Origin of the sequence: Pseudomonas moorei, from assembly GCF_042846945.1 — a bacterium.
Classification (GTDB): Bacteria; Pseudomonadota; Gammaproteobacteria; order Pseudomonadales; family Pseudomonadaceae; genus Aquipseudomonas; species Aquipseudomonas moorei.
This window is the reverse complement of the sequence record NZ_AP035776.1, coordinates 121,424-142,045: the sequence shown is the minus strand read 5'-3', so window position 1 is coordinate 142,045 and position 20,622 is coordinate 121,424. Positions and strand designations below refer to the sequence as shown.

General features: G+C 58.9%; 20 protein-coding genes. 9 read left to right on the top strand and 11 right to left on the bottom strand.

What is annotated here, in order from left to right; translation table 11 throughout:
• Positions 1 to 154 precede the first annotated feature (154 nt).
• Complete coding sequence (locus tag ACGJAX_RS00690; RefSeq protein ID WP_390960039.1) at positions 155 to 1,081, bottom strand: TIGR02285 family protein; 927 nt, start codon at positions 1,079 to 1,081, stop codon at positions 155 to 157.
• Complete coding sequence (locus ACGJAX_RS00685) at positions 1,062 to 2,261, bottom strand: CaiB/BaiF CoA-transferase family protein (protein WP_090324927.1); 1,200 nt, start codon at positions 2,259 to 2,261, stop codon at positions 1,062 to 1,064. The genes ACGJAX_RS00690 and ACGJAX_RS00685 overlap by 20 nt, the downstream gene beginning before the upstream one ends.
• Positions 2,262 to 2,409: 148 nt before the next feature.
• On the opposite strand from ACGJAX_RS00685, the gene ACGJAX_RS00680 reads away from it, so the two are divergent.
• From ACGJAX_RS00680 to ACGJAX_RS00670, 3 genes are all read left to right on the top strand, one after another.
• The gene (locus tag ACGJAX_RS00680) at positions 2,410 to 2,952 is read left to right on the top strand and encodes a YaeQ family protein (RefSeq protein ID WP_047532723.1); all 543 of its coding nucleotides are present in this window, start codon (positions 2,410 to 2,412) and stop codon (positions 2,950 to 2,952) included.
• Between the two features lie 66 nt (positions 2,953 to 3,018).
• Positions 3,019 to 4,728 carry a single-stranded-DNA-specific exonuclease RecJ gene (gene recJ, locus ACGJAX_RS00675; protein WP_390957189.1) on the top strand — a complete coding sequence of 570 codons (1,710 nt, stop codon included), beginning with the start codon at positions 3,019 to 3,021 and terminating at the stop codon, positions 4,726 to 4,728.
• Between the two features lie 361 nt (positions 4,729 to 5,089).
• Entirely contained in the window at positions 5,090 to 6,199 is a 1,110-nt protein-coding gene (locus tag ACGJAX_RS00670; protein ID WP_390957188.1) for an NADH:flavin oxidoreductase/NADH oxidase, read from the top strand.
• A 128-nt stretch (positions 6,200 to 6,327) separates the two neighbouring features.
• Here ACGJAX_RS00670 and glpD read toward each other — a convergent pair whose 3' ends face one another.
• The 5 genes from glpD to ACGJAX_RS00645 all read right to left on the bottom strand — a co-directional run bounded on the left by glpD (position 6,328) and on the right by ACGJAX_RS00645 (position 11,810).
• Positions 6,328 to 7,866: a glycerol-3-phosphate dehydrogenase gene (glpD, locus tag ACGJAX_RS00665; RefSeq protein WP_390957187.1), complete on the bottom strand. Its 1,539-nt coding sequence runs from the start codon at positions 7,864 to 7,866 to the stop codon at positions 6,328 to 6,330.
• Between the two features lie 303 nt (positions 7,867 to 8,169).
• Positions 8,170 to 8,925, bottom strand: coding sequence for a DeoR/GlpR family transcriptional regulator (locus tag ACGJAX_RS00660; protein ID WP_090324920.1), 756 nt, complete (start codon positions 8,923 to 8,925; stop codon positions 8,170 to 8,172).
• A 94-nt stretch (positions 8,926 to 9,019) separates the two neighbouring features.
• Positions 9,020 to 10,525: a glycerol kinase GlpK gene (glpK, locus tag ACGJAX_RS00655; protein WP_390957186.1), complete on the bottom strand. Its 1,506-nt coding sequence runs from the start codon at positions 10,523 to 10,525 to the stop codon at positions 9,020 to 9,022.
• Positions 10,526 to 10,600: 75 nt separating this feature from the next.
• A complete protein-coding gene (locus tag ACGJAX_RS00650; protein WP_247257400.1) occupies positions 10,601 to 11,452 on the bottom strand; it encodes an MIP/aquaporin family protein in 852 nt (283 codons plus the stop codon).
• Positions 11,453 to 11,495: 43 nt separating this feature from the next.
• Entirely contained in the window at positions 11,496 to 11,810 is a 315-nt protein-coding gene (locus tag ACGJAX_RS00645; protein ID WP_390957185.1) for a hypothetical protein, read from the bottom strand.
• On the opposite strand from ACGJAX_RS00645, the gene ybaK reads away from it, so the two are divergent.
• On the top strand, positions 11,809 to 12,279 hold the full coding sequence (gene ybaK, locus ACGJAX_RS00640) for a Cys-tRNA(Pro) deacylase (RefSeq protein ID WP_090324916.1): 471 nt from the start codon (positions 11,809 to 11,811) through the stop codon (positions 12,277 to 12,279). The two genes, ACGJAX_RS00645 and ybaK, sit on opposite strands and share 2 nt — an antisense overlap.
• A gap of 103 nt (positions 12,280 to 12,382) precedes the next feature.
• A complete protein-coding gene (locus tag ACGJAX_RS00635) occupies positions 12,383 to 13,165 on the top strand; it encodes a PhzF family phenazine biosynthesis isomerase (protein ID WP_390957184.1) in 783 nt (260 codons plus the stop codon).
• 52 nt (positions 13,166 to 13,217) lie between these two features.
• On the opposite strand, the gene ACGJAX_RS00630 is transcribed toward ACGJAX_RS00635, so the two are convergent.
• Positions 13,218 to 14,327, bottom strand: a complete 1,110-nt coding sequence (locus ACGJAX_RS00630) for an ATP-binding cassette domain-containing protein (protein ID WP_390957183.1) — start codon at positions 14,325 to 14,327, stop codon at positions 13,218 to 13,220.
• Complete coding sequence (gene argF, locus ACGJAX_RS00625) at positions 14,324 to 15,244, bottom strand: ornithine carbamoyltransferase (RefSeq protein WP_090324911.1); 921 nt, start codon at positions 15,242 to 15,244, stop codon at positions 14,324 to 14,326. The genes ACGJAX_RS00630 and argF overlap by 4 nt, the downstream gene beginning before the upstream one ends.
• Before the next feature lie 404 nt (positions 15,245 to 15,648).
• Between argF and ACGJAX_RS00620 the strand changes: the two genes are divergently transcribed.
• The 3 genes from ACGJAX_RS00620 to grxD all read left to right on the top strand — a co-directional run bounded on the left by ACGJAX_RS00620 (position 15,649) and on the right by grxD (position 18,618).
• Positions 15,649 to 15,939: a hypothetical protein gene (locus ACGJAX_RS00620; protein WP_090324909.1), complete on the top strand. Its 291-nt coding sequence runs from the start codon at positions 15,649 to 15,651 to the stop codon at positions 15,937 to 15,939.
• Between the two features lie 134 nt (positions 15,940 to 16,073).
• Complete coding sequence (locus tag ACGJAX_RS00615) at positions 16,074 to 18,179, top strand: molybdopterin-dependent oxidoreductase (protein ID WP_390957182.1); 2,106 nt, start codon at positions 16,074 to 16,076, stop codon at positions 18,177 to 18,179.
• A gap of 97 nt (positions 18,180 to 18,276) precedes the next feature.
• Positions 18,277 to 18,618, top strand: coding sequence for a Grx4 family monothiol glutaredoxin (gene grxD, locus ACGJAX_RS00610; RefSeq protein ID WP_047532696.1), 342 nt, complete (start codon positions 18,277 to 18,279; stop codon positions 18,616 to 18,618).
• 181 nt (positions 18,619 to 18,799) lie between these two features.
• Here grxD and bfr read toward each other — a convergent pair whose 3' ends face one another.
• Both bfr and ACGJAX_RS00600 read right to left on the bottom strand, forming a co-directional pair.
• Complete coding sequence (bfr, locus tag ACGJAX_RS00605) at positions 18,800 to 19,276, bottom strand: bacterioferritin (RefSeq protein ID WP_090324906.1); 477 nt, start codon at positions 19,274 to 19,276, stop codon at positions 18,800 to 18,802.
• 199 nt (positions 19,277 to 19,475) lie between these two features.
• Positions 19,476 to 19,694 carry a bacterioferritin-associated ferredoxin gene (locus ACGJAX_RS00600; protein WP_090324905.1) on the bottom strand — a complete coding sequence of 73 codons (219 nt, stop codon included), beginning with the start codon at positions 19,692 to 19,694 and terminating at the stop codon, positions 19,476 to 19,478.
• A 303-nt stretch (positions 19,695 to 19,997) separates the two neighbouring features.
• On the opposite strand from ACGJAX_RS00600, the gene ACGJAX_RS00595 reads away from it, so the two are divergent.
• Positions 19,998 to 20,600, top strand: coding sequence for a peroxiredoxin (locus tag ACGJAX_RS00595; protein ID WP_090324903.1), 603 nt, complete (start codon positions 19,998 to 20,000; stop codon positions 20,598 to 20,600).
• Positions 20,601 to 20,622 lie beyond the last annotated feature (22 nt).

Here is a 20,622-nt window from a genome sequence, read left to right as displayed (position 1 = left end):
AACCTTCCTGCACCAACGTCAGTCAGATCTCTTAACAGCAGGATCAAGCATTGTGCTCCGGTGCTTGTAGCTTGCTGCTACGGGTCTTTATGTAGGCCACGTTTAACCCCGAGTCGTCTCCCCACTTCTCGGGGTTTCTTTTGCCCGGGATTTGTCAGTGCCCGGCCTGCTGTTCAAAAAACGCCTTGGCATCTCTCAGATAATCGCTGCGCCTTTCCGGGTCCAGCCAATCGGCGTATAGCTGATCCAGTCGGTCGTGCGGCAAGGTGCGCAAAAGCAGGTTTATCTCGCTGATCGCCTCTCGGCCCTGAGGTGTATTGGAGCAGCCGATGTACCCGAACAGGTATTTTCCCGTCCCCTTGATCGGATAGAACTGCAGCTGCTCATCGGAGATGTGTTTCTGTTGTGCCTGATAACGGATCTCGGGCCAGTAACCCAAAACCACCTGTAATCGCCCCAGGCGTTGCATCTGCAACAGACTGCCAAGGGCGTCATTGCCGTAATGGGGCGTCAAGGCGCCGGGCGGTGCCTGTCGCAGCAGGGTGTCGAGAAATTGACCGTAACTGCGGCCAGCCACTACGCCGACTTTTTTCGTGCCACTGGCCAACATGGCTGCCAGATCGACTTCTCCGTCGACCAGAAAAGGTTGCAGAACCGATCGATCTTCCTGCCGGACCGCAAGGCCATTACTCACCGCAAGAAACGCCGGAATGGAGAATGTAATCCACTGCTCCCGCTCTTTGGTCCAGACCAGCGAGGGATCGCAAGTAAAAGATTCTTCGTGGAGCATTTGCATTCCACGAGCGCGGTTAACCCGCATCAAAGTGTGTTCGTACTGCGGCATGCCGGCGATCAACAGCGGCAACAGTTGATCGATGACACCCTGATCTTTTTTCGGGCCTTCAAGAATCATGGTGGGTGGCAAATCGCGCAGGAGCCAGATCAAGGTGTCCCTGGGTTGCGCCAAAACGGGCGAGGCCAGTCCCGCCAACAGCGCGAACACGGTCAGTACGCGTTGATTGCGGCAGGAATGGCTTGCTGATGAAAACAGGCGCTTCAGCTTAGATGGCCCCGTCTTCACGCAGCTTTTCGATCTGTCCCTTGTCATAGCCAAGATCGTGGAGTACCTGAGCATTGTGTTCACCCAGTTGCGGCCCGACCCATTCACATTCACCGGGTGTCTCTGAGAGTTTCGGCACAATCCCCGGCATCTTGAAGCCTTTGCCATCCGGAAGTTTGGCTTGCAGGAACATTTCCCGGGCGAGGTATTGCGGGTCGCTGAACATGTCTTCGGCGCTGAAGATCCGGCTGGCGGGCACGTCGGCCTGGTTCAAACGCTCGATGACCGTGTCCAGCGGCAACGAATTGACCCAGCGATCGATCACCCCGTAGAGCTCGTCGCGGCGGGTGTCACGTCCGTCGTTGCTGGCCAGGGTCGGGTCATTGGCCAGGTCTTCGCGACCGATGATCAGCATGAAACGCTTGAAAATCGCATCGCCATTGGCGCCGATCTGCACGTGTTTGCCATCGGCGCTGGTGTGGATAGAGGAGGGTGTGATGCCGGGCATGATGTTGCCGGTGCGCTCGCGAATGAAGCCGAACACATCGAATTCCGGGACCATGCTTTCCATCATGGCGAAGATCGCTTCATACAGCGCCACATCCACCACTTGGCCCTGGCCACCGTTGACCTCGCGATGACGCAGGGCCATCAGCGCGCCAATCACGCCCCAGAGCGCGGCGATCGAGTCACCAATGGAAATCCCGGTGCGCACCGGTGGCCGGTCTTCGAACCCGGTGATGTAACGCAGGCCCCCCATGGATTCACCGACCGCACCAAAACCAGGCTGATCCTTCATCGGACCGGTCTGACCGAAGCCCGAGAGTCGCACCATCACCAGTTTCGGGTTCAGCGCGTGCAAGACGTCCCAGCCCAAACCGAGTTTTTCCAGCACGCCGGGGCGGAAGTTTTCGATCAGGATGTCCGCTTCGCTGAGCAATTTTTTCAGAATCGCCAGGCCATCCGGATGTTTGAGGTTGAGCGTCAGGGATTTTTTGTTGCGCGCCTGAACGAACCACCACAGCGAAGTCCCCTCGTACAACTTGCGCCACTTGCGCAGCGGATCGCCACCGTCCGGAGACTCGATCTTGACCACATCGGCACCGAATTCAGCGCAGATGCGCGAGGCAAAAGGACCGGCAATCAAAGTGCCCAATTCGATGACTTTCAGACCCGAGAGCGGTTTGTCAGTGAGCGGCATACTAAATCCTGTAGGACAAAAGACTGAGCGAATACAGACTTTTAACATAGCCGACTGTCAGGCGCTCAAGGTAGATCGCCTTCTATTCGTTGATTGCCTGTCGCATCGGTTAGACTTGCCGACTTTCCTCGTATCAAGAAGCCCGTTCATGGCCCAGCCGTCCACGACCTACAAGTTTGAACTGAACCTCACCGACCTCGACCGCAGCGTTTACGAGAGCGTCAAGCAGACCATCGCCCGTCACCCTTCGGAAACCGAAGAGCGTATGACCGTGCGCCTGCTGGCCTATGCCCTCTGGTACAACGAGCAGCTGTCCTTTGGCCGTGGTCTTTCAGAAGTGGATGAACCGGCCTTGTGGGAAAAAAGCCTGGATGACCGTGTCCTGCACTGGATCGAAGTCGGCCAGCCGGATGCCGAGCGCCTGACCTGGTGCTCGCGTCGCACCGAACGCACCAGCCTGCTGGCCTACGGCAGCCTGCGTGTCTGGGAAGGCAAAGTGATCCCGGCGATCAAGAACCTGAAAAACGTCAACATCGCCGCCGTGCCTCAGGAAGTACTGGAAACCCTGGCCAAGGACATGCCTCGCGTTATCAAGTGGGACGTGATGATCAGTGAAGGGACGATTTTCGTCACTGACGATCGTGGTCAGCATGAAGTCCAGTTGCAGTGGCTGGCCGGCGAACGCGGCTGATCAATCGCCGCTGGACCGCGTCATGCACTTCTATCCCACATACTGAAGAGAAACCCCTGTCACCCCATGCGCATCGAATCTCGCCTGTTGCCCGACCCCTTTCCATTGCTGGGTGATCTTCCACCCCTGCTGACCCGACTCTACGCCGCGCGGGGCGTGCAATCCGCAGTCGAACTGGACAAAAGTCTGGCGCGGCTGATTCCGTTCCAGCAGCTCAAGGGCATTGATGCTGCCGTGGATCTGCTGGTTACAGCGCTCGAACAGCGGCAACGGATTCTGATCGTCGGCGATTTCGATGCCGATGGCGCGACGGCCAGTACCGTGGGCACCCTGGGTCTGCGCCTGCTGGGCGCGGCTCATGTCGACTACCTGGTGCCCAACCGTTTTGACTACGGTTACGGCCTGACACCGGAGATTGTCGCCGTGGCGCTGGAGCGTCAGCCACAGCTGTTGATCACCGTGGACAACGGTATTTCCAGTGTCGAAGGTGTGGCAGCGGCGAAAAAGGCTGGCCTCAAGGTGCTGGTCACCGATCACCACTTGCCCGGTGATGAATTGCCGCAGGCCGATGCCATCGTCAACCCGAACCAGCCAGGTTGTGAGTTCCCGAGCAAGGCGCTGGCCGGTGTCGGGGTGATTTTCTATGTGCTGATGGCCCTGCGTGCGCGCTTGCGCAGTCTGGGCTGGTACGAGAACAAGCCGCAGCCGAACATCGGCGAATTGCTCGACCTCGTGGCGCTGGGCAGCGTGGCGGACGTGGTACCGCTGGATGCCAATAACCGGATTCTGGTGCACCAGGGCCTCGAGCGGATTCGCGCCGGACGTGCGCGACCGGGCATCAAGGCGATCCTCGAAGTGGCCAAGCGTGAGCCAGCGCGCATTACCTCCACCGACCTGGGATTCATTGTCGGCCCGCGCCTGAACGCGGCGGGGCGCCTGGATGACATGAGCCTGGGCATCGAATGCCTGCTGACCGAAGATGCGACGCTTGCCCGTGAGATGGCTGCTCAACTGGACGGCATGAATCAGGACCGTAAATCCATCGAGCAGGGCATGCAGCGTGAAGCGCTGGCGCAGCTCAAGGATTTGCCCGTTGATTCCATGCCCTTCGGTCTGTGTCTGTTCGATCCCGAATGGCACCAGGGTGTCATCGGCATTCTCGCGTCGCGCATGAAAGAGCGTTACTTCCGTCCGACCATTGCCTTTGCCGATGCGGGAGACGGGCTGCTCAAGGGTTCGGGGCGCTCGGTGCAAGGCTTCCATATTCGCGATGCCCTGAGCGTGGTAGCGGCGCAGCACCCGAACCTGATTACCAAATACGGCGGCCATGCCATGGCCGCTGGTCTGACCCTGCCGGAAGCGAATTTTCCGCTGTTCGCCGAAGCCTTTGACGCCGAGGTGCGCAGGCAAATGCGTGAAGAGGACCTGACCGGGCGCCTGCTGTCGGACGGCACCCTGGCGGTCGAGGAATTTCACCTGGAACTGGCCCGCGCGCTGCGCCATGCCGGTCCCTGGGGGCAGCATTTTCCGGAGCCGCTGTTTCACGGGGTGTTCCAGTTGGTCGAGCAGCGTGTCGTCGGCGAGCGGCACCTCAAGGTGGTGCTCAGAAGCGAATGTGGTTCGGTCAAGCTCGATGGCATTGCCTTTGGTATCGATCGCGATATCTGGCCGAATCCGACCATCAAGTGGGTGGAACTGGCCTACAAGCTCGACGTCAATGAATTCCGCGGCAACGAGACCGTGCAACTGATGATTGCCCACATCGAACCGCGCTGAGTCTTTTTCGCCGTTGTGGCGAGGGAGCTTGCTCCCGCTGGAGGGCGCAGCACTCCCAATGCGGGCTGATGCGGTTTATCAGATCGACCGCGGTGATTTGTTTTGGGACGGCTGCGCCACCCAGCGGGAGCAAGCTCCCTCGCCACAGTGCGCTGTACCCTGTGCGGGTCATCTGTGTTTTCAGTTCTTGAACCCTCCCTCATCCCCCGTTGTCGACTAGGCTCTAAGCACTGCTTGATAATCCTTGTGACGTCTTGTCGAATTTTTTGCCCGCGGGGGCGGGTGCTGCACCTTTTTCCTGTCACTCGTCGACTTTTCAAACAGAACCCTGGAGCCTGCCCACTGATTCGAGAGGTGCCCCATGAGTCTGCTGCTTGAACCCTATACCCTTCGTCAACTGACCCTGCTCAACCGCATCGCGGTATCGCCAATGTGCCAGTATTCCAGTGCCGATGGTCTGGCCAATGACTGGCACCTGGTCCACCTCGGCAGCCGTGCCATCGGCGGGGCCGGACTGGTCTTTACCGAAGCCACGGCGGTCACGGCCGACGGGCGCATCACCGCGCAAGACCTCGGTTTGTGGAACGATGAACAAATCGAGCCGCTGCAGCGCATCACTCGCTTTATTGCCGCCCAAGGCGCCGTTGCCGGTATCCAGCTGGCTCATGCGGGGCGCAAGGCCAGCACCTTTCGGCCGTGGCTGGGCAAACATGGCAGTGTCAAACCCGAAGACGGCGGCTGGCTCCCGGTGGGGCCCTCACCGATCGCGTTCGATCCACAGCACACACAGCCCAGGCAGCTCGATGACGGTGAAATTGCCACTATCATTCAGGCCTTTGTCGATGCGGCAAAGCGTGCGTTGGTCGCCGGTTTCAAGGTGGTCGAAGTGCATGCAGCCCATGGTTACCTGCTGCACCAGTTCCTTTCGCCCTTGAGTAATCAGCGGCGTGATCAGTACGGTGGCTCATTCGAAAACCGCATCCGCCTGGTGTTGCAAGTCACCGAAGCCGTGCGGGCGGTCTGGCCTGAAGAGTTGCCGCTGTTTGTCCGGGTCTCGGCCACCGACTGGGTGGAAGATGGCTGGAATCCCGATGAAACCGTCGAGCTGGCGCGGCGCTTGAAAGCCCTGGGCGTGGACCTGATTGATGTGTCGTCGGGAGGCACGGCAGCCAACGCGGAAATCCCGACAGGCCCCGGTTATCAGACTCGCTTCGCCGAACGAGTGCGCAAGGAGGCTGAAATTGCGACTGGCACCGTGGGAATGATCACCGAGCCGGCTCAGGCCGAGCACATTCTGCGCACCTGTCAGGCGGATATCATTTTCCTGGCCCGTGAGCTGTTGCGCGATCCTTACTGGCCGTTGCATGCCGATGACGACCTCGGCGGACGCAAGGCCATCTGGCCGGCGCAGTACCAGCGGGCGACCCACCGTGACCAACCCATCCATGAATCAGACTTGCGGGATATATGAGACAAAGCCTCTTGTAGGAGCGAGCCTGCTCGCGACGGACGTCAACGATAACGCGCTCTGTCGGGTACTCCGCGTTGTCCTGGCGTTCTTCGCGAGCATGCTCGCTCCTTCAGTATCAAGCGGTGCAATCAGGCTGCTTCGATCTTGCTGCGGTTCTGTTCGACCTTGTTCAAGTAGTCCTTGAGCTTGTCTTGTTCAGCCAGCGTGGTGAACAACCCGAGCTTGCTGCGACGCCACAGAATGTCCTGCGCGGTGGTTGCCCACTCTTCGTGCCACAGGTAATCGACTTCGCGGGTGTAGAGACCGCCGCCGATGTGTTCGCCCATGTCGCTCAGCTTTTCCACGCCTTCGAGCAGGCGCCAGGTGCGGCTGCCGTAGCTGGTGGCCCAGCGACGCGAAATATCTGTCGGGACCCAGTCGAACTTGTCGCGAATCAACGCGCTCAGCGCTTGCGGGGTGGTCATGTCTTCGCCGCCCGGCAGCGGTGCGTTGGCCGTCCAGCTCGGCTTGATGTGCTGGAAGTAAGGTGCCAGTTGCGCCAGCGCCGACTCCGCGAGCTTGCGGTAGGTGGTCAGCTTGCCGCCGAACACCGAAAGCAACGGCGCTTCTTCGCCACTGCCGGACAGCGCCAGGGTGTAATCGCGGGTAACGGCCGAAGGGTTATCGGATTCGTCATTGCACAGCGGACGCACGCCGGAATAGCTGTGCAGGATGTTGTCGCGGCTGATTTGCTTTTTGAAGTGGGCGTTGACCACTTTCAGCAGGTAATCGGTCTCACCGTCAGTGATCGCCACTTTTGCCGGATCGCCCGTGTATTCGCGGTCGGTGGTGCCGATCAGGGTGAACTGGTTCAGGTAGGGAATGGTGAATACGATGCGCTGGTCTTCGTTTTGCAGAATGTGCGCGTGCTCGCCTTCGTACAATTTTGGCACGATCAGGTGGCTGCCCTGGATCAGGCGGATGCCGTAGGGCGATTCCATCTTCAGATCGTCGCGGATGAACTTGGCGACCCATGGGCCAGCGGCATTCACCAGCGCCTTGGCGCGGATCGAAAACAGGCTGCCATCGGAACGTTCCAGATGCAGGTGCCACAGGCCTTTGGCGCGACGAGCGCTGACGCAACGGGTCTGGGTATGGACATGGGCGCCTTGTTCCCGGGCGGCCATGGCATTGAGTACCACCAGCCGGGCATCGTCGACCCAGCAATCTGAGTATTCGAAGCCTTGGGTGATTTCGCTTTTCAGTGCGCTGTCGGGACCGAACTTCAGGCTTTTCGAACCGGCGAGTTTTTCCCGTTTGCCAAGATGGTCGTACAGGAACAGGCCGGCGCGAATCATCCAGGCGGGCCGCAGGTGCGGGCGATGCGGCAACACAAAGCGCATCTGTTTAACGATATGCGGAGCCTTGGCCAGCAGGACTTCCCGCTCGGCCAGTGCTTCGCGCACCAGGCGGAATTCGTAATGTTCGAGATAGCGCAGACCGCCGTGGATCAGCTTGCTGCTGGCTGACGAGGTATGGCTGGCCAAATCATCCTTTTCGCAAAGGAACACCGAGAGGCCGCGACCCGCGGCATCCGCTGCGATCCCCACACCATTGATCCCGCCACCGATGACGGCGATATCGTAGACCTCGGCAAGAGGGGGCGTGGGCAAGGTGGAAGTGGGCATCGGCTCGGGCCTCGGAATTCTTTGATGTTCTGTATTTGAAATCGAACATTAATGTTCATTTGCGAAAATACTAGCCCATAAAGACGCGCACAGCCAGTCAGATTCGATTGAAAATACTCATCGAAAGGCGATAAAAGGAAAATTTACGAACATTGGGTGCGTAATCTGACTGCTTTGCTGGCGAGGGCGCTCGCTCCCACCGCTTTTGCGGCGAGTTCAGTGGGTTTGAATGAGCTCAATTGAAGGGTTGAGGGCCGCTTCGCAGCCCAGTGGGAGCAAGCTCCCTCGCCACGGGAGATGTGCTTAAACGACTTCCAGTCGGACTTTGTGCTGGTTTAAAAGCTGCATCAGCGCCGGGGAAGGCTGCTGATCGGTCACCAGGCAATCGATCAGGCTGATCGGCCCCAGGCGAATCATGGCGTTACGCCCGAACTTGCTGGAGTCAGCCGCCAGAATCACCTGTCTGGCGTTGGCGATGATCGCCTGGGAAACCCGCACTTCCTGATAGTCGAAATCCAGCAGGCTGCCGTCTTCATCGATGCCGCTGATGCCAACCAGGGCAAAGTCGACCTTGAACTGGTTAATGAAATCGACGCTGGCCTGACCGACCACGCCACCGTCACGCCGCACATTGCCCCCGGTCAGCAGAACGTCGAAGTCGTCCTTGGCGCTGAGCATCGAAGCCACATGCAGGTTGTTGGTGATGATCTTCAGATGATTGTGGTTGAGCAGCGCCCGGGCAATCGATTCGGTCGTCGTACCGATGTTGATGAACAGCGAGGCGTGATCGGGGATCTGTGCGGCGATGGCTTCGCCGATACGCTGTTTCTCGTCGCGCATCTGATCGGCGCGCATGGCGTAGGCGGTGTTTTCAACGCTGGAGTCGTAGGCTGCGCCGCCGTGGTAGCGGCGCAACAAATTGGCTTCCGCCAGCTGATTGATATCGCGGCGAATGGTCTGCGGTGTAACAACGAACAGCGTGGCCATTTCCTCGATGCTGACATAGCCGCGTTCGCGGACCAGTTCGAGAATTTGCTGCTGACGGGGAGGCAGATTCATGGGGCGTCCTTTGGGCTGCCGAGCAAAATTTGCCCATGATGCCGCAGGAATCGCCTCCCGACCAGTTACTCGCAGATACAGTCAGCGGCTCGGCTTATTCAGCCCCTTCGTGCGGCTCCCAATCGCGGGTGCGGCTGACGGCTTTTTGCCAGCCAGCGTAGAGTTTTTCCTTTGCCGCTTCGTCGAGCGCCGGTTCGAACTTGCGTTCGATAACCGCCTTGCCGCGCAGCTCTTCCAGGCTGCCCCAGAAGCCGCAGGCCAGGCCCGCCAGGTAAGCGGCACCCAGCGCGGTGGTCTCGCGCATTTGCGGGCGTTCGACCTGCGTGCCGAGGATGTCGGCCTGGAATTGCATAAGGAAGTTGTTCGCCACGGCGCCACCGTCCACGCGCAGTGCCTTGAGTCGCTCGCCGGCGTCCTGCTGCATGGCGTCGAGTACGTCGCGGGTCTGGTAGGCGATCGACTCCAGCGCTGCACGAATGATGTGATCCACACGTACACCGCGGGTCAGGCCAAACAGTGCGCCACGGGCATACGGGTCCCAGTACGGCGCGCCCAGACCAGTGAACGCCGGTACCAGGTACACGCCGTTGCTGTCCTTGACCTTGTTGGCGAAGTATTCGGTGTCATGGGCGTCGTTGATGATTTTCAGCTCGTCGCGCAACCACTGGACGGTGGAGCCGCCATTGAACACCGCGCCCTCCAGGGCGTAGGCCACTTCACCGCGCGGACCGCAGGCGATGGTGGTGAGCATGCCGTGTCTGGACTTCACGGCTTTGTCGCCGGTGTTCATCAGCAGGAAGCAGCCGGTGCCGTAAGTGTTCTTGGCCTGGCCTGCCTCGACGCACATCTGACCGAACAGCGCTGCTTGCTGATCGCCGGCGATTCCGCCGATGGCGATGCCGCTTTTGGTATGGCCGTAGATTTCCGACGACGATTTCACCTGAGGCAGCATTTCCTGCGGGATATCCAGCAGCTCCAGCATCTTCGCGTCCCACTCCAGGGTGTGGATATTGAAGAGCAGGGTGCGCGAGGCGTTGGTGTAGTCGGTGACGTGGACCTTGCCGCCGGTAAATTTCCAGATCAGCCAGCTGTCGACGGTACCGAACAGCAGCTCGCCATTGCGCGCGCGTTCACGGCTGCCTTCGACGTGGTCGAGGATCCACTTGAGCTTGGTGCCGGAGAAGTACGGGTCGGTGACCAGGCCAGTGGTCTCGCTGATGTATTGCTCGTGGCCATCACGCTTGAGCTGCTGGCAGATTTCGGTACTGCGGCGGCACTGCCAGACGATTGCGTTGTAGATCGGCCGGCCGGTGTTCTTGTCCCAGACCACGGTGGTTTCACGCTGGTTGGTAATGCCGATGGCCGCGACCTGATCGTGATGCAGGCCGGCTTGAGCCAGGGCCTCGACCATCACGGCGCTCTGGGTGGCGAAGATTTCCATCGGGTCGTGTTCGACCCAGCCCGCTTGCGGGTAATGCTGGGCGAATTCGCGCTGTGCGGTGCAGACCACGTTGGCGTCGCGGTCGAAAATGATCGCGCGGGAGCTGGTCGTACCCTGATCGAGGGCAATGATGTAGTTCTTATTCTGAGTGTCGGTCATGTCGATTGCCTTGGACGAAAAAAGGGAATGCGGTCTGGCGCGCGATTGAATGGGCAGTATCACGCGCCAACGGTATCAAGAAATTTCTGGTTTGCCGTCAATGGCCGGTGTTGTGTCCTTTGTAGCAGGCGCGACGCTTGGCAGATGGCGGGCAATCACCCCGCGATAGGCTGCGGCGCCGAGGCAGGCCCCGATAATCGGTGCGAAAACCGGAACCAGGAAGTACGGGATATCGCGCCCGCCGGTGAAGGAAATGTCACCCCAGCCAGCGAAGAACGTCATCAATTTGGGGCCGAAGTCACGGGCCGGGTTCATGGCGAAGCCGGTCAGCGGTCCCATCGAGCTGCCGATCACTGCGATCAGCAAGCCAATCAGGATTGGCGCCAGTGGTCCGTTCGGCAGGCCATTGTTGTCGTCGGTCAGGGACATGATCACGCCCATCAGAATGGCCGTGATGATCACCTCGACCAGAAAGGCCTGTGACGTGGTCAGGCTCGGGTTGGGGAAGGTGGAGAACACCGACGCCAATTCCAGGCTGGCTTCAGTGCCTCGAACCATATGGTGAGTTTGTTCGAAATCGAAGAACAGATTGCTGTAAAGCGTGTAAACCAACAAGGCGCCACAAAAGGCACCCGCCACTTGGGCCAGAATGTAGAACGGCAGTTTGCGCTTTTCGAAGTCGGCGAAAATGCTCAGGGCGATGCTGACGGCAGGGTTGAGATGAGCGCCGGAAACCCCGGCAGTCAGGTAGATCGCCATGCTCACGCCGATGCCCCATATGATGCTGATTTCCCACAGACCAAAGCTGGCGCCCGCGACCTTGAGGGCGGCGACGCAACCCGTACCAAAAAAGATCAGCAGAGCAGTACCCAAAAACTCGGCCATGCATTGGCTCGAGAGAGACGGTTGTTGTAAGGCGGTTGTCATTGAAACCTCATTTTTATTTTTTGGCGCTTTCTTTCCATCATGGTCAAAGCGCGTTTTTCACCGGGTCAGGATCCCCATCCAGTTCCCGGATTGCTGCTGGGTGCTGCGGTAGGACGTTTCGTGCAGTTTCAGAAACGAAAAAATATAGACAAGAAACACTGCTGTCAAAGGTCGAAAGTGAACCATCGCTCACAAATGAACTATTAGTCTTGTGAATGAGTGCGTTGATACGTGGATGAAATCCGGGTGGGCGACGATGCGCACTTGTTGAAAAGGCACCGCGATAGAGCCTTTTGTGGATCAATGTCCTAGAATCCGGCGCAGTATTTTTTGCTGCCGCCAAGTCTGGAGCTGTCATGACACCCGCATTGGATTTGTTGAAAAAAGTTCGTGCCGAACACCGAGTGCACAGTTATGAACATGACCCGAAGGCCGCCTCCTATGGGTTGGAAGCGGCGGAAAAACTCGGGCTCGACCCTGCTCAGGTGTTCAAGACCCTGCTGGCGGCCAGTGAGAAAGGAGAGTTGCTGGTAGCGGTAGTGCCGGTTGCCGGCAGCCTGGACTTGAAGGCCCTGGCTCACGCGGCCGGGGTGAAAAAGGTCGAGATGGCCGACCCTGCGGCGGCGCAGCGTTCAACCGGTTACCTGTTGGGCGGGATCAGTCCGTTGGGGCAGAAGAAGCGCTTGCGCACGTTTATCGATAATACGGCTCAGCCCTTTGCGAGCATTTTTGTCAGCGCTGGGCGACGCGGTCTGGAAGTTGAATTGGCTCCCGCCGTGTTGGCCGAACATACCCAGGCGAAGTTTGCCGATATCGGTCGCGCCTGAGCGGCATCACTCGCCGCTGTATGGTGGAAATACGCCGGTTCTGTCACTGGTGCGTTTGTTTCGACGGCTCCATGCTCGCTGACCTGACAAAAGGGAGAAGGTTATGCAGCTAGCGTTTCATCAGGTCGATGCGTTCAGTGATCGGCCATTTGGCGGCAATCCGGCAATGGTTTATCGGCTGGACGCCTGGCTCGCCGATGAGTTGATGCAAAAGATCGCCGCCGAGCACAATCTCGCCGAGACCGCCTTCGTGGTGCGCGAAGGGCAGGTCTGGCACATTCGTTGGTTCACCCCGACCACCGAGGTGCCGTTGTGCGGTCACGCAACCCTGGCCAGTGCTTATGTCTTGTTTGAGATCCATAAGGAACCGGTCGAGCGCCTGGACTTTATCGGCAAGTCCGGTCCGCTCAGTGTGAGCCGTGAGGGTGAGCGCCTGTGGCTGGATTTTCCGGTGATCGTACCGTCGGCAGTCGGCGTGACCCTGGATGTCGAACGTGCACTCGGTGTCGAAGCTGTCGAAGTGTTGGGGTCCAATGAGTTGTTCGTGGTGCTGGAGTCCGAGCAGGCGGTGCTCGACTGCAAGCCGGACATGGTTGCCCTGGCGAAGCTGCCGTGGCTGGGGGCGATCGTGACCGCCCGGGGCAGCAAGCACGATTTCGTTTCGCGCTATTTCGCACCGGCCATTGGCATCAATGAAGATCCCGTGACCGGGTCGACCCATTGCAGCCTGATTCCTTATTGGTCGGCGCGGTTGGGCAAGTCGAGCCTGACGGCTTATCAATGTTCGGCCCGCGGCGGAGCGTTGTTCTGCCGATTGGAGGGGGAACGGGTGAAGATCGGTGGGAATGCGACGCTGGTGGCGAGCGGAACGCTGATGCTGGGTTAAACAGATTCCTTTGTGGGAGCAAGCCTGCTTGCTCCCACAGGGATTGTGTTTCTCAGTGAGTGGTGCTGTACCGCCGGACACCGGATTCGACGACCGGAATCTGTGCCGCTGTGCTACCGGATGCCTGGAACAGTACCAGGTGTTCCGCCGCGACCCGAATGCCCACTTCTACGCCAACCTGATGATCGACGTGGCTCGGGAAGATCGACTCCAGTTGTGCGCCGGTCACCAGTTGCAAGCGATACAAGGTTGAAGCACCAAGGAAGGTCTTGCCGACGATCCGCGCCTTCAACGGGCTGTCCGGCGCATAAACAATATCGTCCGGACGCAACAGCACATCCACCGCACCGCCGACCGGCCAGGTGTAGGCACGGTTGCCGCGCAATTCGCCCAGTTCGGTCTGCACCGACTCAGGACTGCTCAACTGGCCACGGATGAAATACCCCTGGCCGATGAAACTGGCCACAAAGGGCGTCAGCGGTTCGTGATAGAGGTTGAAGGGCGTATCCCACTGCTCCAGTCGACCTTCCTTGAACACGCCCACGTGATCGCTGACGGCGAACGCCTCTTCCTGGTCGTGGGTCACCAGTATCGCGCTGGTGCCTCGGGCCTTGAGGATGTCACGAACCTCATGGCTGAGCTTGCGGCGTAATTCGCCATCAAGGTTGGAAAACGGTTCGTCGAGCAGCAGCAATTGCGGCTCTGGCGCCAGGGCGCGGGCCAGGGCGACGCGTTGCTGTTGGCCGCCGGAAAGCTCATGGGGGAAGCGCTTGCCGAGGTTTTTCAGGTTGACCAGCTCAAGCAGCTCTTCGGTGACGCGATCCTTTTGCGGGTGCTTGCGGATCCCGAAGGCGATGTTGTCGGCCACGCTCAAATGCGGAAACAGGGCATAGTCCTGAAACACCATGCCGATGCGGCGTTTTTCCGGGGCAAGGGTGAAACCGGCGCTGGAAATCGTTTCGCCCGCCAGCTGGATGTCACCTTCGTGCACCGGTTCGAACCCGGCAATCGCACGCAGGGTGGTGGTCTTGCCGCACCCGGAAGAGCCCAGCAGGCAGCCGATATCACCGGCGTTCAAATGCAGGTTGAGGTTCTGCACCACGCGCTGGTCTTGATAGCCGCAAGCCAGGTTGCGCAGGTTGAGCAGTAATGGCTGGCTCATGCGTGGTGATAGGCCGGCTCAACGAGAAATTCGAGCAGTGCCTTTTGTGCGTGAAGACGGTTTTCAGCCTGGTCCCAGGCCACTGAGCGTGGGTCGTCGAGCAGGTCGACGCTGATCTCTTCGCCACGATGCGCCGGCAGGCAATGCATGAACAGAACGTCCGGGGCAGCCAGGTCGAGCAGGGCGCGATTGACCTGGTATGGTGCGAACAGCTCGAGACGCTTGGCGGTTTCCTCTTCCTGGCCCATGGAGGTCCAGACGTCGGTGCTCACCAGATGGGCGCCGCGAACGGCATCCTTGGGGTCGCGGACGATGGTGACCCGGTCGCCGGCCATGGCCATGAACTCGGGGTTCGGCTCGTAACCTTCCGGGCAGGCAACGCGTAATTGGAAGTCGAACTGGATTGCCGCTTCTATATAGCTGTTGCACATGTTGTTGCCGTCGCCGATCCAGGCCACGGTCTTGCCCTGGATGGCGCCACGGTGTTCGAGGAACGTCTGCATGTCAGCCAGCAATTGGCACGGGTGCAAGTCGTCGGACAGGCCATTGATCACCGGTACGCGCGAGTTGGCGGCGAATTCGGTCAGGGTGCTGTGGGCAAAGGTACGGATCATCACCGCATCGAGCATGCTCGACATGACGATGGCGCAGTCGCTGATCGGCTCGCCACGGCCCAGTTGGGTGTCACGCGGCGACAGGAAGATCGCCTGGCCACCGAGCTGGATCATGCCGGCTTCGAACGAAATGCGGGTGCGAGTCGAGGACTTCTCGAAAATCATCCCGAGCACGCGGTTTTTCAGGGGCTCGAACAGTACGCCGCGGTTACGCAGGTCCTTGAGCTCAACGCCTCGACGGATCACGCTGACCAGCTCTTCGGGCGTGCAATCCATCAGGGAGAGAAAGTGCCTTGCGCTCATCATTGACTACCTTTTTGCTACAAACCGCAGATGCTCAAAGCCTTGTTTAACGGAACAACGGGCGAGACCTGCGGCGTAAGCCGCACGGGGCGACGAAATAGGGGAAGGCGCGATCTTATAATTAAATGTCGCGTCTTACCAATAGGGCTACGGTTTTTAGGGGATTTCAGAGGGGCTACGGGATAACCGCAGTAGCGCTTTTGAAGCCTGTTTCCTGACAGCAGCTGGCCATTTGTACACCGCCCCCGCTCAGCTTGGCAATCAGGCGAGACGGTGGCGGCAAGCTGACGGTCGGTTTCTGACCTGCTGTTCGCTGCTCGCGCATGGCACTTGCGATTTGAAACACTTGCTAATGCAAAGTGCTGGGTTATAAATAAATCACGAGTGATGCAGGAAGCTTCAGCATGGAATCGAAAGAACAGCAGTTGATGGAATTGCTCGGCCTTACGGCCCGCTCCCTGACTCACCTGACCGCCTCGATGACCTCGATGTCCTTCGAACTCTTGCGAAGTGACGACAAAGTGACCCGGGAAGCCGGGCGACGCATGATCGATCGCATGGTTACCATCAGCGCCGGGCTGGATGAGCATTGGCGCCTGATCGGCGAGCTGACCGGTGTGCAGGCCGCCCACGACCCCATCGAAACCCTTCAACAAATCCAGTCGCAGGCGCCGCCCAGGCTGCCGTCGAGCTGATAGGCAGGCGCCATCGGCCGGCCTGATGGCCAGCAATTCACAAGACAAACGTCGCTGGCGCGGTCGCGGGGCAGGCGCCATAGTTTTGTTCCCGCGGCCGACATTGCCCGCTCAGAACAAGACAGAGACTGGCCATGACCAAGACTCTCCATCACCGTGCGTGCCACCTGTGTGAAGCCATCTGCGGACTGACCATCGAAACCACCGAGCTCGAAGGCAGGGTGCAGATCACCTCGATCAAGGGCGATCCGCTGGATACGTTCAGTCGTGGGCATATCTGCCCCAAGGCCGTCGCCCTGCAGGACATTCAGAGCGACCCTGACCGTCTCCATCAACCCATGTTGCGGGTGGGCAGTGAGTGGCAGCCCATCGAGTGGCAGGACGCCTTCAACCTTGTGGCTGAACGCCTGGCGGCGATTCAGGAGCGTCATGGGCAAAATGCGGTGGCGGTCTATCAAGGCAACCCCAGCGTGCACAACTATGGATTGATGACCCACAGCAATTACTTCCTCGGTCTGCTGAAAACCCGCAACCGGTTTTCTGCGACATCGGTCGATCAATTGCCCCATCACCTGACCAGTCATTTGATGTATGGCCACGGTCTGCTTCTGCCGATACCGGACATCGATCACACTGACTTCATGCTGATCCTCGGCGGTAATCCGCTGGCCTCCAACGGCAGCATCATGACCGTACCGGATGTGGAAAAACGCTTGAAAGCGATCCAGGCCCGGGGCGGCAAAGTGGTGGTGGTCGACCCGCGCCGCAGCGAAACGGCGGCGATTGCCGACCAGCACCTGTTCGTGCATCCGGGTGGCGATGCGGCTCTGCTGTTTGGCTTGCTCAATACCTTGTTCACCGAAGGACTGACCCGCGACAGTCATTTGCCGGTGGAAGGCCTGGATGAGGTGCGCGAGGCTGTTGCAGGTTTCACTGCCGAGGCCATGAGTCCGTTGTGCGCGGTGCCCGCCGGGCAGATTCGCCTGTTGGCGCGGGACTTCGCCGCAGCGCCAAGCGCGGTTTGCTATGGCCGCATGGGCGTCTCGACCCAGGCGTTCGGCACGCTGTGCCACTGGGTTGTGCAGTTGATCAACCTGGTCACCGGTAACCTCGATCGCGTCGGTGGTGCGTTGTGCACCGAGCCGGCGGTGGACCTGGTGGCCTCCACATCGGGCGGACATTTCAATCTGTGGCAGAGCCGCGTTTCGGGGCGCCCCGAATATGCGGGCGAGCTACCCGTATCGGCGCTGGCCGAAGAGATGCTGACCGAGGGGGAAGGGCAGGTTCGTGCGCTGATCACCGTGGCCGGCAATCCGGTGTTGTCCACGCCCAACGGCAGGCAGTTGGAGCAAGCGCTGGACGGACTGGAGTTCATGGTCAGTGTCGACTTGTACATCAATGAAACCACGCGCTATGCCGACCTGATCCTGCCGTCTACCTCGGCGCTGGAAAATGACCACTACGACACCACGTTCAACCTGTTTGCCGTGCGCAACGTCACGCGTTTCAACCGCGCAATTCTGGCCAAACCCGAAGGCGCGCTACATGACTGGGAGATTTTTGTCGGGTTGGCCAAGGCCTTCGCCGCGAAGACCGGCAAGGAATTGAAACCGACCATCGCCCCTTCGCAGATGATCGATCACGGCTTGCGCATGGGGATGTATGGTGATGCCTCGGAACACAAACTGTCTTTGGCAACGCTGTTCGATCATCCCCATGGGGTCGATCTGGGGGCGCTGAAGCCCAACCTGGCGCCACGCCTGAAAACCGCCAGTCAGCGCGTACAGGCCGCTCCCGCAGTGATCCTCGCTGACCTGGCGCGCTTTGCGGCACTGCAGGCGCCGGCCGCCGATGAATTGTTGATGATTGGTCGGCGGCATGTGCGCAGTAATAACTCGTGGATGCACAACTATCACCGCCTGGTGAAAGGCAAGCCGCGTCATCAGTTGCTGATGCATCCGGATGACCTGGCCAGTCGCGGCTTGAGCGACGGGCAGCGGGTTCGGGTGAGTTCGCGGGTCGGCACGATCGAAGTTGAAGTGCTTGGCAGCCTGGATATGATGAAAGGAGTGGTCAGCCTTCCGCACGGTTGGGGCCATGCTCGACCGGGTGTGCAAACGACCATTGCCAGTGGTCAGCCGGGATCCAGCGCCAATGACCTGACGGACGAGTGTCAGCTCGATGAGTTGTCGGGTAATGCGGCGTTGAATGGCGTTCCGGTGACCGTGGCGGCCGCCTGATCGTATCTGACGGAGAGACCGAGCAGGGCGCTCGGCTTTCCGTTACAATGCGCCACCGTGCCGACCCATGAGTCGGAAAGTTCAGCCGAGGTGCTCCATGGATATCATCGAAACGATTAAAGAGCAGATTGCCAACAACACCATTCTGCTTTACATGAAAGGCTCGCCAAATGCCCCGCAGTGCGGCTTCTCCGCGAAAGCCGCGCAGGCCGTGATGGCGTGTGGTGAAAAGTTTGCGTACGTGGACATCCTGCAGAACCCGGAAATCCGCGCCAACCTGCCAAAATACGCCAACTGGCCAACCTTCCCGCAACTGTGGGTGGCTGGCGAGCTGGTTGGTGGTAGCGACATCATGACTGAAATGTCCGCTGATGGTTCGCTGCAGGCGCTGATCAAGGACGCTGCCGCCAAGGCTGCTGCTCAGAAGACCGAAGCCTGATTCGCTTCCTGTAGGAGCGAGCTCGCTCGCGATGGACTAAAGAACGCCGCGGAGTGTCAGGCCCCAGCGTTATCGTTAACGACCATCGCGAGCAAGCTCGCTCCTGTAGACGGCACAAGAAAGCCCCGCCTCTTGAAAGAGAGCGGGGCTTTTTATTGCATCGAGATTAATGGCCTGAAACTTACTCGTCTTCGCCCATCTGCGATTGCAGGTAGTTCTCGATACCGATTTTGTCGATCAGGCCAAGTTGGGTTTCCAGCCAGTCGATATGTTCTTCTTCGGACTCGAGGATATCTTCCAGCAGTTCACGGCTGCCGAAGTCGCCCACGGTTTCGCAATGGGCAATGGCAACCTTGAGGTCGGCATGACCGGTGCGCTCGATGCGCAGGTCGCATTCAAGCATTTCCTTGGTGTGTTCGCCGATGTGCAGCTTGCCCAGGTCCTGAACGTTCGGCAGGCCTTCCAGGAATAAAATACGCTTGATCAGCTTGTCCGCGTGCTTCATCTCGTCGATGGATTCGTGGTACTCGTGCTTGCCGAGTTTGTTCAGGCCCCAGTCCTCATACATGCGCGCATGCAGAAAGTACTGATTGATTGCGACCAGTTCATTGCCAAGGATTTTGTTGAGATGCTGGATGACTGTTACGTCGCCTTTCATGATGGGGTCCTGCCCTTTATTAGCTGTCAATAAGCCTGAGTTTGAGCCGCGCACTTAATAGTGTCAAACCTAAGTTATTGAAACTTATATGAAAAATTAATAGGAATAAGAATGTTTGTGTTCCGCGTCTGGAGCATAAGCGATTGATTTGCAGGCATAAAAAAACCGGACAGGCGTCCGGTTTTTTGGAATGCGGTATTTATGCTGCTGTAAATTCTGCTGGAAAAGGAATCGCGGCCTGGGCCGTTTGCAGTTTTGTCAGGGTCTCGCGGACCACTTCCTTGGCGAGGCAGGCACATTTGCCGCATTGACTGGCAACGCCGGTGGCCTGGCGGACTTCCTTGTAGCTGCAGCATCCTTCATAGATCGCATCGCGGATTTGGCCGTCGGTGACGCCAGTGCAGAGGCAAACATACATAAGTGAAGACCGTCGCTTGTTTATGTCTGGAATGCGATGGATCTTAATGTTAACGAGAATGATTGTCAAAGTGCTTTCGGAAGGCTTTTTCCGGTACTGACGAACGGTTCATCTCTGGGCGTGAGAAACAAAATCCGGCCGCGCATTTTCAGGGCGGAGGGAAAAAAGCGTTGAGGACAGGCCAAAAACGCAGTGTATGATGACCGGTCTTTTCGAAACGGGTTTGTGTCACAGGGCTGTCGCCTGAGGGTGGCAGGCTGGCACCAACCTTGTTTTTTACGTTTCTACACCAGGAGATATCCAATGAGCGTACTCGTAGGCAAACAAGCCCCTGACTTCACCGTACCGGCCGTACTCGGCAATGGCGAAATCGTTGACAGCTTCACCCTGTCTTCGGCCATCAAAGGCAAATACGGCCTGGTGTTCTTCTACCCACTGGACTTCACCTTCGTTTGCCCGTCCGAGCTGATCGCTCTGGACAACCGCCTGGCTGACTTCAAGGCGCGCAACGTGGAAGTGGTCGCTGTGTCGATCGACTCGCACTTCACCCACAACGCATGGCGCAACACCCCGGTGAACAACGGCGGTATCGGCCAGGTGGGTTACACCATGGCTGCCGACATCAAGCAGGAAATCATGAAGGCCTACGACGTTCAGTCCGCTGACGGCGTTGCTTTCCGTGGCGCGTTCCTGATCGACGACAAAGGCGTTGTTCGCTCGCAGATCGTCAACGACCTGCCACTGGGCCGTAACATGGAAGAGCTGATCCGTCTGGTTGACGCTCTGCAATTCCACGAAGAGCACGGCGAAGTCTGCCCTGCCAACTGGAAAAAAGGCGACAAGGGCATGAACGCTTCGCCAGAAGGCGTTGCGGCTTACCTGACCGAGCACGCTGCTGCGCTGTAAGGCACGTTCCCAAAAAAACCGG

Excerpts from the sequence above, each read along its gene's own strand:
- ACGJAX_RS00685 (WP_090324927.1), bottom strand. The coding sequence starts at position 2,261 with ATGCCGCTCACTGACAAACCGCTCTCGGGTCTGAAAGTCATCGAATTG.
- ACGJAX_RS00680 (WP_047532723.1), top strand. The coding sequence starts at position 2,410 with ATGGCCCAGCCGTCCACGACCTACAAGTTTGAACTGAACCTCACCGAC.
- recJ (WP_390957189.1), top strand. The coding sequence starts at position 3,019 with ATGCGCATCGAATCTCGCCTGTTGCCCGACCCCTTTCCATTGCTGGGT.
- ACGJAX_RS00670 (WP_390957188.1), top strand. The coding sequence starts at position 5,090 with ATGAGTCTGCTGCTTGAACCCTATACCCTTCGTCAACTGACCCTGCTC.
- glpD (WP_390957187.1), bottom strand. The coding sequence starts at position 7,866 with ATGCCCACTTCCACCTTGCCCACGCCCCCTCTTGCCGAGGTCTACGAT.
- ACGJAX_RS00660 (WP_090324920.1), bottom strand. The coding sequence starts at position 8,925 with ATGAATCTGCCTCCCCGTCAGCAGCAAATTCTCGAACTGGTCCGCGAA.
- glpK (WP_390957186.1), bottom strand. The coding sequence starts at position 10,525 with ATGACCGACACTCAGAATAAGAACTACATCATTGCCCTCGATCAGGGT.
- ACGJAX_RS00650 (WP_247257400.1), bottom strand. The coding sequence starts at position 11,452 with ATGACAACCGCCTTACAACAACCGTCTCTCTCGAGCCAATGCATGGCC.
- ybaK (WP_090324916.1), top strand. The coding sequence starts at position 11,809 with ATGACACCCGCATTGGATTTGTTGAAAAAAGTTCGTGCCGAACACCGA.
- ACGJAX_RS00645 (WP_390957185.1), bottom strand. The coding sequence starts at position 11,810 with ATGACAGCTCCAGACTTGGCGGCAGCAAAAAATACTGCGCCGGATTCT.
- ACGJAX_RS00635 (WP_390957184.1), top strand. The coding sequence starts at position 12,383 with ATGCAGCTAGCGTTTCATCAGGTCGATGCGTTCAGTGATCGGCCATTT.
- ACGJAX_RS00630 (WP_390957183.1), bottom strand. The coding sequence starts at position 14,327 with ATGAGCCAGCCATTACTGCTCAACCTGCGCAACCTGGCTTGCGGCTAT.
- argF (WP_090324911.1), bottom strand. The coding sequence starts at position 15,244 with ATGAGCGCAAGGCACTTTCTCTCCCTGATGGATTGCACGCCCGAAGAG.
- ACGJAX_RS00620 (WP_090324909.1), top strand. The coding sequence starts at position 15,649 with ATGGAATCGAAAGAACAGCAGTTGATGGAATTGCTCGGCCTTACGGCC.
- ACGJAX_RS00615 (WP_390957182.1), top strand. The coding sequence starts at position 16,074 with ATGACCAAGACTCTCCATCACCGTGCGTGCCACCTGTGTGAAGCCATC.
- grxD (WP_047532696.1), top strand. The coding sequence starts at position 18,277 with ATGGATATCATCGAAACGATTAAAGAGCAGATTGCCAACAACACCATT.
- bfr (WP_090324906.1), bottom strand. The coding sequence starts at position 19,276 with ATGAAAGGCGACGTAACAGTCATCCAGCATCTCAACAAAATCCTTGGC.
- ACGJAX_RS00600 (WP_090324905.1), bottom strand. The coding sequence starts at position 19,694 with ATGTATGTTTGCCTCTGCACTGGCGTCACCGACGGCCAAATCCGCGAT.
- ACGJAX_RS00595 (WP_090324903.1), top strand. The coding sequence starts at position 19,998 with ATGAGCGTACTCGTAGGCAAACAAGCCCCTGACTTCACCGTACCGGCC.